Source organism: Cohnella sp. AR92, assembly GCF_003990975.1.
In the GTDB taxonomy this organism is placed as follows: Bacteria; Bacillota; Bacilli; order Paenibacillales; family Paenibacillaceae; genus Cohnella.
The window spans coordinates 59,087-71,584 of sequence record NZ_RZJR01000003.1 but is presented as its reverse complement, the minus strand read 5'-3'; the positions used below and the strand labels follow the sequence as shown (position 1 = coordinate 71,584).

Annotated in this window: 9 protein-coding genes; 3 read left to right on the top strand and 6 right to left on the bottom strand. The window is 55.7% G+C overall.

Features of this window, described 5'->3' with window-relative positions:
* Nucleotides 1-203 precede the first annotated feature (203 nt).
* From ELR57_RS05095 to ELR57_RS05085, 3 genes are read left to right on the top strand one after another with little or no spacing between them, the layout of a single operon-like run.
* Nucleotides 204-1,997, top strand: a complete 1,794-nt coding sequence (locus ELR57_RS05095) for a sensor histidine kinase (RefSeq protein WP_126957948.1) — start codon at nucleotides 204-206, stop codon at nucleotides 1,995-1,997.
* 14 nt (nucleotides 1,998-2,011) lie between these two features.
* Nucleotides 2,012-3,607 carry a response regulator transcription factor gene (locus tag ELR57_RS05090; RefSeq protein ID WP_126957946.1) on the top strand — a complete coding sequence of 532 codons (1,596 nt, stop codon included), beginning with the start codon at nucleotides 2,012-2,014 and terminating at the stop codon, nucleotides 3,605-3,607.
* On the top strand, nucleotides 3,597-4,580 hold the full coding sequence (locus ELR57_RS05085; protein ID WP_126957944.1) for a sugar ABC transporter substrate-binding protein: 984 nt from the start codon (nucleotides 3,597-3,599) through the stop codon (nucleotides 4,578-4,580). The genes ELR57_RS05090 and ELR57_RS05085 overlap by 11 nt, the downstream gene beginning before the upstream one ends.
* Nucleotides 4,581-4,635: 55 nt before the next feature.
* On the opposite strand, the gene ELR57_RS05080 is transcribed toward ELR57_RS05085, so the two are convergent.
* From ELR57_RS05080 to ELR57_RS05055, 6 genes are all read right to left on the bottom strand, one after another.
* The gene (locus ELR57_RS05080; RefSeq protein WP_126957942.1) at nucleotides 4,636-5,796 is read right to left on the bottom strand and encodes a family 8 glycosyl hydrolase; all 1,161 of its coding nucleotides are present in this window, start codon (nucleotides 5,794-5,796) and stop codon (nucleotides 4,636-4,638) included.
* Nucleotides 5,797-5,867: 71 nt separating this feature from the next.
* Nucleotides 5,868-7,442, bottom strand: a complete 1,575-nt coding sequence (locus ELR57_RS05075; protein WP_126957940.1) for a response regulator transcription factor — start codon at nucleotides 7,440-7,442, stop codon at nucleotides 5,868-5,870.
* A gap of 331 nt (nucleotides 7,443-7,773) precedes the next feature.
* The gene (locus ELR57_RS05070) at nucleotides 7,774-9,090 is read right to left on the bottom strand and encodes an extracellular solute-binding protein (protein WP_238162408.1); all 1,317 of its coding nucleotides are present in this window, start codon (nucleotides 9,088-9,090) and stop codon (nucleotides 7,774-7,776) included.
* 62 nt (nucleotides 9,091-9,152) lie between these two features.
* Complete coding sequence (locus tag ELR57_RS05065) at nucleotides 9,153-10,007, bottom strand: carbohydrate ABC transporter permease (protein ID WP_126957936.1); 855 nt, start codon at nucleotides 10,005-10,007, stop codon at nucleotides 9,153-9,155.
* A gap of 3 nt (nucleotides 10,008-10,010) precedes the next feature.
* Nucleotides 10,011-10,862: a carbohydrate ABC transporter permease gene (locus ELR57_RS05060; RefSeq protein ID WP_238162407.1), complete on the bottom strand. Its 852-nt coding sequence runs from the start codon at nucleotides 10,860-10,862 to the stop codon at nucleotides 10,011-10,013.
* A gap of 190 nt (nucleotides 10,863-11,052) precedes the next feature.
* Complete coding sequence (locus ELR57_RS05055) at nucleotides 11,053-12,465, bottom strand: ABC transporter substrate-binding protein (RefSeq protein WP_126957933.1); 1,413 nt, start codon at nucleotides 12,463-12,465, stop codon at nucleotides 11,053-11,055.
* Nucleotides 12,466-12,498 lie beyond the last annotated feature (33 nt).

Sequence of the window (12,498 nt, the reverse complement as noted above, 5' to 3'; positions counted from 1 at the left end):
CATTATAGAACCGGCCGCTTTGCCGTTTATATGGAGTCCTTTTCGGGTTTGCTGGGATTATTTGCGCAGTTTGATCGCGGGGCGACGGAAAGTGGATTTTCTTATGGAAAAGGTGTATTATTTCGCGAATCTCTCTATCGGATGCGGAAATAAGTTATAATTAGGCTCTATAAGAGAATCCTTCCTTCCGAGAGGAATGGCCTATGAAGCTGTTCAATTGGATAACTTCCAGCCTGCGAGCCAAGCTGCTAAGCATGTTCATCATGCTGACCGCCGTGCCGCTCCTGGCCGTCGGACTTATCTCCTATCAGAAATCCTATTCCGCGGTCTCGAACCACAGCAAAGCGTCTACTCAGCTTGCCGCGGAGCAGTTGGCCCGCAATATCGATATCCTGTTCGAGGACACGGAACGGCTGCTGGAGCTGGGCAATAACCCTCAGGTACTTCAATTCCTCTACTCCCAGTCCGAGACGTACGAGGAAGCCAAAGCGATTCTTCAGACGTTCCAGCTCTACCGGGAGACGAACAAGTTCGGCAACGTGCTGAATATTTCGATGGTCAATTTCTATGGCAAAGGCATCAGCGAACGGAAAGGCGTCTTCCAATTGGATCGCAACCCGCTTCGCAACCCTCATTTTCAATATTTGACCCAATACCCGGATGTCATCCTTAGGCTGCCTTACTCGTCTACCTCGGACATCGACCGCCTGGACGGCTTCGCTTACCCGCAGAAGAATGCGCTTTCTATTATGGCGGCCGTCAAGCAGCGCATCACGCATGAAGTCATCGGCTTCATCGTCATCGATCTGGACGACTCCATGATCGACGATTATTTATCGAGCGCCGTCATCGGGCGAACGGGTTACTTCTATATAATGGACGCCTATGGCGCGACGGTCTTCCAGCCCCCGTCCGATCGGGCCGATGCCGAGATGATGGCGCGGATCGCCGCCGAACCGCGGACGGCGGACAGCGACAGCTTCGTGCTTAAGGGCTCCTCGCGGCAGCAATTCGTCGTGTACGGCGCTTCGAAGCAGACGGGATGGACGATCGTCGGAGCCGCCCCGCTCAAGGAGATCGTTGCGGAGGCATACGGCATTCGGCAGCTTATTTTCCTAAGCGTCCTGCTCAGCGCCGTGTTCGCCTTAACGTTATACTTCTTCCTCACCAAGCGCATTACGAGGCCGGTTCAGATCCTCATGAACAAGATGCGCAAGGCCGCCAGCGGTTATCTGGATGCCAAGGTAAGGCCTCACGGGGACGACGAGATCGCCGATCTAGGGAACAGCTTCAATATCATGCTGGAGAAAATCAAATCCCTCATCGACAGAAGCAGGCGCGAGCAGGAACGGGTGCAGATGGCGGAGCTGCGCACTCTTCAAGCCCAGATCAATCCTCATTTCCTCTACAATACCTTGGATTCGATTCTGTGGATGGCCGAGGCCGAGAACAAAGAGAACGTCATCAAGCTGGTCAAAGCGTTATCCCGTTTCTTCCGATTAAGCTTGAACAAAGGCCGGGATTGGATCTCGATCAAAACGGAGCTGGAGCACGCGGAGAACTACCTGGTCATCCAACAGATGAGGTATCGAGATATTCTGCAATACGAGATCGATGTCGACCCGGCCCTGCAGGTGTATCCGATCATGAAGATGTCGCTGCAGCCGCTTGTCGAGAATGCCATTTATCACGGGATCAAGAACAAACGCGGCCAAGGAATGATCCGGATCGGCGGTTACGCCGAAGGGGACTACATGGTGCTTACCGTCGAGGACAACGGCATCGGCATCGCGCCGGAGAAGCTGGAGTCTCTGCGCGAGGAATTGGAGAAGCCGGCCGACGCTCATGTCATGGCGGACGATGAACGGGAGGGCGGGTTCGGACTGCTCAACGTCCAGCACCGGATTCGCCTCTACTTCGGAGCTCCATACGGAATCGAGCTGGATAGCCAATACGGGGTCGGTAGCAGAGTGACGATCCGAATTCCGAAGAAATAAAGGAGGCCTTATTCATGAAGAAAGTCATGATCGTGGACGACGAGATTCTGATCCGGGAGACGATCCGCCGATGCGTGGATTGGGAGAAGGAAGGCTTCCTGTATTGCGGGGACGCTTCGGATGGCGAGGTCGCCCTGCCTATAATAGAAGAACAGAGACCGGATATTCTGATCACGGACATCAAGATGCCGTTCATGGACGGCTTGGAGCTGGCCTCGATCGTGAATAAGCAGATGCCCGAGATCAAGATCATCGTCATGAGCGGGCACGATGAATTCCGCTATGCCCAGGCTGCTATCCGACTCGGCGTGGAGGACTATTGCTTGAAGCCGATCAGCGCGTCGGAGCTGATCTCGCTGCTTCACAAGGTGAGCCGCAAGATCGACGAGGAACAGCAATTGAAACGCAGCCAGGGAGTCACGAGAGAGAAGCTTCTCTCCGACCTGTGCGGCGGCTTGATCGGAACCTCGGAGGCGATCGAAACCGCTAAGAAGCTCTCCCTCTCGCTTACCGCCCGTTTCTACGCCGTTACCGTTCTGGACATCCGCTGTCACGAATCCGCCAATGCGCCGGACGAGGCCGATCTGAAGGGCATTCAGAGCGAGCTTGACCTATTGGAGACGCCGGGAGTCGAAGGCTTCACCTTCGTCCGCGGACGCACGGAGCTGGTTCGCATTCTGAAGAGCGGCTCCGCGGAGAGCATCTCGGAGGCGATCGAGCAGATGGGCTCCCTGATCCGGGCGAAGCTGGAGGATCGGTTCGGCTGCGAGATCGCGATGGGAGCCGGGAGCCTTCAGGAGAGGCTGCAAGGCATTCACGTCTCCTACCTGGAAGCCCAAGAGGACCAGCATATTACTCGCCTAACCCGCCAGAACAGGGTATCTCTCCGAGAAGCGACCTACCGCGAGAAGATGGACGTCTTGCTGGACCGCGCCGGATTCCTCGACTTCCTGAAGATCGGCACGATGGGCCAGCGGGATGCCTTCGTGAGGGAGTTCTCCCAAGATCTGAAGCAGGTCGATTGGAGAGCTTCGTTATACGGCTTCTACTTGCTTAACGACTTGACCTTGGAGGCGTTCCGCACCGCCAAGATATGGTTCCGCTCCTCCGAGGATCCGGCCGACAGCATCGGGCGCATGCAGCAGGCGCTGCGCAAGGTCTCCTCCTGGGAAGACAGCTGCGACTATTTGAAAGCGCTCTTGCAGCAGCTCTGGCTGTGGAGAATCGAATCGTCCGACAAGTACGGGGATACGATCGAGAAGGTCAAATCCTACATTCAAGAGCATTATCCCAACGATCAGCTGTCCCTTAAGGATATCGCCGCCCACGTCCGGGTCAGCCCGAGCCATCTGAGCAAGATCTTCAGCCAAGAGATGGGACAGACGCTGACCGAATACCTGACTCAGGTTCGGATCCGGCGGGCGATGGAGCTTCTGCAGTCGACGCCGAACAAGACGTTCGAGATCGCCTTCGATGTCGGCTACGGCGATCCCCATTATTTCTCGAACCTGTTCAAGAGATTCACGGGCATGACGCCCAAGGAATATCGAAACCAAGGAACCGCCGAGCTCAAGGCCGGCCGCCTGGAGGCATTCAAAGATGGCTCGTAAGGAGATAATCAACCGGGCATTTCGCCTCTTCCTGCCGGGAGCGGCATTCGTACTCGCCATCGCGTTGCTTGGCGGCTGCGTGGGCTCCGGGCGGGATTCGCCTGCGTCGGCGACGCCGGACGCCTCATCGCCGGTCGGCCAAACGGCCTCCAAGACATTCGGCATCATCTATCCGATCGCTTATACGACCTACGAGACGATCACCGAACAAGCGAAGGCGGCGGCGGAGAGCCGGAACGTCTCCTTGATCGTCAATGCTCCGGACGAGGCCAATACCGAGCAGCAGATTCGGATCATGGAATCCATGATCAAACAGGAGGTCGACGGAATCGCGATCTCGCCGGTCGATGCCGCCGCCCTCTCCCCCGTTATCCGGAAAGCGACCGCTGCCGGCATTCCGGTCATCACGTTCGAATCGGACGCTCCGAAGAGCGGAAGAACCGCCTATATCGGAGCGGACAATTACGTCACCGGCAGGCAATTCGCGATCACGATCAGCAATCTGCTGGGCAACAAGGGCATGATCATCGTCGAGACCGGCATGCAAGAGATGCTCGGCCTGCATCAACGGCTCGAAGGACTGCTCGATTACCTGGACAAAGAATCTTCCATCGAAGTGCTGGAGGTTCGGTATAATCAAGGAAGCGAGGATCGCGCGATGGCCGACATCGAGAGCATGATCAATGCCCACCCTCACTTCAGCGCGATGGTCAGCCTCGACGTCGTATCGACTTCCGTCGCCACCCTCATCTGGAAGGCCAAAGGCCTGGATAGGATCTCTCTCTCGATGGGCAACAATCCGACCAGCACCGAAGCGCTGCAGAACGGACAACTGACCGCGGTTATCTCGCAGAACGAGCAGGATTGGGGCCGCGCGATCGTCGAGACGCTGCTGGAAGTAAGCGAGGGACAGAAGGTTCCGGAGTTCACGGACATGGGCATCAAGGAGATTCGCAAGGAGGATGTCGAATAGAACAAACAAGCGACCGATCCTCAAGGATCGGTCGCTTGCGCGTCTTACAGCCCAATCAGTTGCTCTCCGGCTTCCAGATTCGATAACGCCCGCTGAGAGCCAGCATCGCGAACAGGTACAAGCAGTTGTCGTAATACCTTCTCTCTCCTTCGCGTACGGGCGTGTTCCAGAAGAGTTCTACCGCTTCCCGCGCGTCAGGTCCCGCAGGCGAAGCCAACGTAGCGCACGCGTTCGTCGCGATAAGGCCGACGGGATGCAGCGCCTTCTCCTCGAAGGGCTCCCCGTCGATGCGGTAGCGCCGCAGGTCCGACGGGTCTTGGTTCGCGAAGAAGCGCAGCAAGCGGTCCGCCTGCAGCCGCGACCATTCGCTGCCGCCGAACCATTCGGCATCGAGTCCGACATTCGCCGCAACCCGGTAGGAGTCGCTGAAGAAGTGGCCGAAGCCGTTCTCGTTATTCGGCGTTCCGTCGTAATAAGCGTACTCAGGGGCGAGTCCGGTCTCCGGATGGCAGGCAAGCTTCAAGTATTCGCGGCTCGCCTCCGCCGCTTCCTTCCAGAACGGTCGGTCCTCTTCGTAAGCCCACAGCGCGAACAGCTCGTAGAAATGAGGCAGATGATAAGAAGGATCGGAGTACTCGAATTCCGGAATGAACTTGATCAGCCGGTTCTCTCGATTCCACATCGGCCAACCGGGGCCGTTCTCTCCGTTATGAAGGCACGCCCGCAGCAGCTCCCGGGCTTTCGTGCCGTAATCCAACGGATGCTCGCCGTCCCCCCAGCGATGCGAGGCGAAGAATAGCGCCAGCGCGAAGTACTCTTCCCCGTCGGGCGCGGGACCGTGCGCCCTCTTCGTGCCGTCCGGGTTGCAGGACCAAGCGAAGTAGCCCGCATGGACGCCCGTCGTCATGTACATGTAATCGTAAGTCCATCTCCACAGCCGATCGAACAGCTCCCGGTCGTCCATCTGAACGGCCATCATCATGCCGTAAGACATGCCCTCCGTCCGAACGTCGAGATTGCCGGTGTCGAGCAGGTAGCCCTTGTCCTCTCCCGCCGGATAATAGATTCTCGTCGATTCGTTAGGACCGAACAAGAGCTCCCACGTCGTCTTCAAGCGGGCGTCGATCTCTTCCGCCGAATATCCGTACTCCGCCAGCAGATTGCGGTAGCTCTCCGTATGGAAGGCTCCGGCCTTATTTTCCTTAGTCGCGGTCATTGGCCTTCATTCCTCTCAGCTGATCTCGCTTCACGAGCTTGATTGATCTTATCGAAGGATCCGATAAAGGGTCACACATTGCCCAACATGGCGTTCTTGTATTCGGTAGGGGACTTCCCCTCTACCTTCTCGAATTGGGAGACGAAGTAATCCGGGTTGCCGAACCCTACGCTTGCCGCGATCTCGTATACTTTCTTGTCTGTCTGCCGAAGCTGGCGTTTGGCTTCCCGAATGCGCAGCTGGAGAAGGAATTCGTTGAAATAAGAACCATAGGTTTTCTTGAATAGCTGGCCCAGATAGACCGGGTTCATGTAATACCGCTTGGCAATGCTCTTCAAGTTGATATTCTCGCAGTAATGGCTCTCGATATAAGCTTTGATTTTGCCGATATCTCCCTTCCCGATGGCTCCGCGAAGCTCGGTAACGTACTCCGCACAATCGGTCAGAAAGCCCAGCAGCAGCTCGCGAATACCTCGGAGCGTCCTCGGTTGTTCCGCCCACTCCAGCAAGGGCTTCAAGGTCGCTAGCTTCGTGGAATCGCCATGCATGTTCGTAAGGATACGAGAAGCTTCATGCACGCAACGAGAGATCGCGGCGCGAATGGACTCGGCCGACATCCCTTGCTCGCGGAACGCCCGGAGCATCTTCTCGACCGTTTCCATCATGGCGTCGATCTTCTGCTCTTCCAAGCGTTCGATCAGCTCGTCGTACAGATCGTTGTCGATCTCCCGGTAGTTCAGCTCGATTCCCTTCATCTCTTCATGCAAGAGCACATTCCGGTCGTCGAGCGCGTACTTGCGCTTTATCCCGTCCGCAATGGATAGGTACGACTGGCGAATCTGGCGAAGACCGATAACCGCTTCTCCTATGTAGATCTTCGGAACGACGGAACCAAGGCCCGCGCAAGCCCTCTCCAATTCCTCGCCGATTCTTCGAGCTTCCAAACCGGCTGCTGCATCGGGCACGAGCACTCCCAGCTCATGCTCCCCCCGGCGGTGAATGTAGGGTTCGGTGAACTGCGAAGATCGCGCCAATGCCTTCGAGATCGCTCTCTTCGCCTTCTCCGACAGCTCGATTCGTTCGGCATCGCTTGCGCTAAGCGGCATATCGTTCAGCTCCACGGCCATGTAGCGCAGAGTCGCATGCTCCGGCAATCCGAACGCGGCTGACGCGGCGCGAATCGAATCTTCCTCCGCCCTGCCCGAGAGCAGGTTCTCGAACAAAGAAGCATGCAGAAGAGCCTCGCCGGCCTCCAGCGATGAACGCTCCTTCTCCAGCTGCTTGCGAATCCGAATCAGCGCATCGACAAGCTCTTTCTCGTCGATCGGCTTTAGCAAGTAATCCTGTACGCCGAACCGAACCGCTTGCTGCGCATACTTGAAGTCCCCGTGTCCGCTGATTATGATGAAGCCAATCTCTTTGCCGCCCCGTGCCCGCACTGCCTGGATCAATTCGAGACCGTCAATGACCGGCATGCGAATATCCGTGATGACGACATCCGGCTCCGTCCGCTCGATCAAGGTAAGAGCATCTTCCCCGTCTTCCGCTTCGCCTACGACTTCGTAGCCGTATTCCTCCCATGGAATCATGCCCACAAGTCCAAGGCGGGCGAGCCTCTCGTCATCGACCAGGATCACTTTTCTCATGCGCGCCTCCCCTAACCCGGACGGTACCGTTCCGTTCGAATCAACTGTAATCGCTTACAATTATATCACAATAAAAGACCTCCCTGTCCCTGCAATCAATAGATGTATTCTAGTTGAACATCCCCCCTTTTGCACTTTGGAAACTTTACCTTATCCTTTGGTTTATATAGTTCTTCTAACAAGCAAAACCTCCTGCGGCGTCCTTTGGACGCTAAAGAAGCTTTGCGGAGGTTATTCGGAAAATAGATAAGAGTGGGACTTTAAAATTCTGAATTATTTAGAAAGAAGACCATTCCGCCGCTGGCGGAACGGTCCCGTTCCTGTTGGTTTCTTATGGATTGGCCCTAAAGGCCTGGTCGTGCATGGCGGCGAACTGCGCGGGAGTGACGGCTTGGCCGAACAGCGCCTGGATTTGGTTCAGGTGAACCTCCGCCGCTCCCGAAGTCATCTGAACGTCCGCGAACAGCGAGATGCTCGTCGCTTTCTTCAACTCGTTCAATAGATCGGTATAAAGCGGCGGGAGCCAAACCTTCGTCGTGTCCACCTTGGTCGCCGGTATGACGCCTGCGACCCTTACCGACTCTTCTCCCCAGCGCTTCACGAAATAATCGACGAATTTCTTCGCTTCTTCCTTGACAGGCGAATTCTCGGCGACGAACAAACCGACGCCGGGGCCTCCTACCCAGCTGTCGATATTCCCCTTGCCCCCTCGAACCGTCGGGAACTTGAAGAATCCGATGTTGTCGCGAAGCTCCTGAGCTACGCTCCGGTTGGTCGTATAGTTGGGAAGCTCCCAGGTTCCCATCAGGTACATGGCGGCTTTGCCTTGGATAAAGTCTTCTTTGACCTCATCGTTCGAGAGCCCGTTAAAGCCTGCGTTGAAGGCATCCATGCCGACTAGGTCTTGAATGTTCTTCGCCGATTGGATCAGCCCCGGATCCGTGAAGCTGGCTTTGCCCTTGATCGCGTTCGCGAGCATCTCCGTACCGGATATCCGGTCAGCCATGTACATGTACCAGAGGGAACCCGTCCATCGGTCCTTGTTGCCGAGAGCGATCGGCACCACTCCGTTGTCTTTAAGCGTCCTTACGACCTTCAGGAATTCGTCATAGGTCGTTGGAACCTGAAGGCCGTACTCCGCAAAGATCTTCTTATTGTAATAGATCGGAGCGAGGTTGAACTCGAGCGGCAGCGCGTACGTTTTCCCGTCGATGGCATAAGCTTCGGTAGTGCCCGCAACGAACGAGTCCTTCAAGTCGCTCTGCAGCAGATCGTCCAGAGGGGCGAAGAGGCCGCCTCCCACGAAGGGCTGGAGGTAGCCGGCCGCCCAAGTCATGCCGATATCCGGGAGATCGTTGATGGCGGAGAGCACCTTGATCTTCGCCTTGTATTGCTCGTTGTCGAGCACTTCCTGCTTAATGACGATGTTCGGGTTCTCCGTTTGATACTCTTTGATGATTTTGTTTACGATCTTGTACTGCGCCGCCGCGCCCGATTGCGGGTAGATGTGCATCATATTGATGGTGACTTTCTCGTCCGTAGTCTTGCCCGAATTCCGATCGTCCTCATTCGAATGGCTGTCGCAACCGGTTGCGACAAGAGCAAGACTGGCTGCAAGCACCGGAAGCAGCCGCCATTGTTTGTACACGTCTGTCTCCCCCATGCCGATCGGATAGCTTTGGCGCGCTGCGAAAGAACAAGGACTTTAAACTACTCTTTCACGCCGCCTAGCGCCACGCCGGCGATAATGTATCTAGACAGCAAGAAGTATATCACGAACAGCGGAAGCGCAGTCAGCGACAGCCCCAAATAAATCGAGCCGTATTCCGTCTTGTAGATATCGCCTCTCAGCAAGCTTACCATGATCGGCAAGGTATACTTCTCCTTCTGCGTCAGGAGGATCAACGGCATAAACAGATTGTTCCAGCTCGCGACAAAAGCAAAGATAGCTTGCGTCGCCACAGCCGGGACCATAATCGGCATGATGATCCGGTTGAAGGTGGAGAACTCGCCCGATCCGTCGATGCGCGCGGCTTCCACGATCTCCAAGCTCAGCGTTCCGAGCAGGTATTGCCGCATGAAGAACACCATCGCCGGGGATGCGATCGCCGGCAGGATGAGCGGCAGGAAACTGTTGGTCCAGTGCATCTGATACATGAACTGATAGAAACCGATGGCGCTCGCCTGCGCCGGAACCATCATGACGCACATGATGAACGTAAAGAACGGCTGGCGCCATTTCCAGTTGTACACGACTATCCCGTAGGCGGTCAGAGACGAGAAGTAGACCGCGCAGAGCGTCGAGATGCCGGAGATGATCATCGAGTTGAAGAACCCTTTAAGCGGATCGAAGCTCTTGCTCGTGAGTACGTGCCAGTTCGTAGACAAGTGAGTCGATGGAATGAGCGAGAGGCCGCTTTGAATTTCGGGCGTCGAACGAGTCGCATTGACGAACATGATCCAGAACGGAAGGATGCTAAGCAGCGCCAAGACAATGCATACGATATAAATGATCGTCTTGTTGATTCCGTGGGAGACGGATGATCTTCTCTCTAAATTCGCCATGGATTACGCCTCCCTTGCCGCTGCTTTGGCAGCTTTCTTCAGCTTTTTCTGCTGTTTCTTGAATTTCGAAGCATCGCGGTCGCGCATCAAGTAGAAGAGCAGCGCGGACATTGCCGCCGCAATCACGAACATGATCATGCTTGCAGCTGCGGCTTTGTTATACATATAGCTTCCCTTGAACGCTTGCCCGTAGATGAACACCGAAGTGGTGAGAGTAGCGTTGTCCGGTCCGCCTGCCGGGGTGATGAACAGCTGCGGAATATCGAACATCTGCAAACCGCCGATCATCGACGTGATCAGCGTGTACAGCATGATCGTCCGCAGGCTTGGCAGCGTGACCCGGAAGAAGGTCTGGACCGCGTTCGCTCCGTCAATGGAAGCAGCTTCGAATAAAGCGGGATTGATGCCCATAACGCCTGCGATAAGAACGATCATCGTGTTGCCGTACCACATCCAGAATTGAATGAAGCCGACGATGCCGCGCGCGGTCATTTTGTCCTGAAGGAAGTTGATCGGAGCGTCGGATATGCCCAGTGCATGGAACAAGCTGTTCACGGGACCCATCGGATAGGCGAACAACGTACTAAATAGCACGGCAATCGTACTGGCCGTGATAATATTCGGCATATAGAGCAGCACTTTAAACGCGCCTTGCCCCTTTAGATTGAGGCGCTTGTTGGTGAACCAAGCGGTGAGCAGAAGCGCGAGAGCTATCTGAGGGATAAAGTTGATAATCCAGAGAAAGAAGGTGTTGCCGAGAGATTCCCGGAATGAGACGTTGTCGAAAAGAAGATCCTTAAAGTTCTGGAACGGATTGTCCAGGATATGGATCGGCTTCGGAATTAATCCCTTCATGTCGGTAAAGCCAATAACCGCGGTATACAAAATCGGATAGAGAGAGAAAACCAAGAAGACTAAAATAAATGGAAGACTGAAAATATAACCGTATTTCGCGTAGCTTACTCCCTTGCGGCGCATGTTCCCTCACCCCGTTCAATTAGATAAAGGGGCGGGTTAAAATTCGCCCGCCCCTTCGGCGCCTTTATTACTCGCTTTCGATACCGAGCTGATCCTTGACGGTCTGCTTGAAGGCCTTGAGCGCGTCTTCGCGGCTCTTCTGGCCGGAAGCGTAAGCGCGCACCTGGTCGCGCCAGATTTGGTTGATCGACTCGTCGTACTGGGTCAGGTTCTTGCCCGTCGCGTTGGCGTTGGCCGGAACGAATACGTCGAACATGTTCTGTCCGCCCAGGAAGTCGAGCGTGCCGTTAGACTTCGACATGACAACGGAGGAAGCTACGCTGTCCTTCGTGCCTTGCTCTCCGTCCTTAAGCGTGCCGTTAGCCCAGTAATTCTGGAGGCCCGTGTCGGAAGTGTCGAGAGTAATCCACTTGATGAACTCGGCAACGGCTTTCGCCTTGGCGTCGTTCTTGGTGACGTCCTTGTTGGCGAGAACCCAAGTGCCGCCCCAGAAGAAGCCGGTCGTCGGCTCGGTAACCGCCCAGTCGCCTTTCGTATCCTTCGCATTATCGCCCATCGTATAGTTAATGAGCCATGCAGGACCGAAGAAGCCGAAGACCGGTTTAGGGCCGGAGCCGGACATATCCGCGAACCAAGATTCCTGCCAGTCTTGCGAACCGTTGGAATAACCTTCGGTAGTCAGCTTCTTGGAATAATCAAGGAACTGCTCGCGCTTCGGATCGATATGAAGCTTGCCGTCCACGATCCAGCCCTTGTCGGAGCTGTTCTCGATCGGGTGCCAGATGTCGCCGTCGCCGGAAACGATCGCATAACCCTTATCCTTCAGCTTGGCGGCTGCGTCGAAGAACTTGTCCCAGCCTGGGCCGACGATGCCCTTGATCGTTGCCGGATCGTCCGTGCCGAAGACGTCTTTGGCGATCGAGCGGCGATAGATGAAAGCGCCGCCAGTTGCTTGGTAGCCGAGGCCTTTCAATTTGCCGTCCAATGTGCCGATATCAACGGAATATTGGGAGATGCCGGCGTCCTTCACCATATCGTCGGTCAGGCCGATGTCCGCGTAGTTAGCGGCATAGCCGGAAGCGTCGCCTTGCGTGTACTTGAGGACGAATGCCGATTCCGCCGCGTAGATGTCCGGCGCGTCTTTGCCGCCGGCGGCAAGAGCTTGGTCAAGAGCCGGTTGGTAAGCTCCGTCCGTCGTCGCGATGATCGTATTTTTGAATTTAACATTCACATCAGGGTGAGTCGCAATAAACTTGGCTTCCATGTTCGGAATCTCGTCCGTGAACGTCCAGAGATTGATGGTGACTTGTTCTCCGGAACCGTTGGAAGACACTTCGGACGTGCTTGCGGAAGAGCTTGGGCTAGCGGACGGGCTCGAGCTTGCGTCGCCGGACGAGCCCGAGTTCGAGTTGCTTCCGCAAGCGCTTAAAGCGGATGCCATAACGAGCGCCGTGGTGGTAACAGCCAGAATACGTTTCATTTCTTTTTCCTCCCCATTTGTACTAGCACAGTT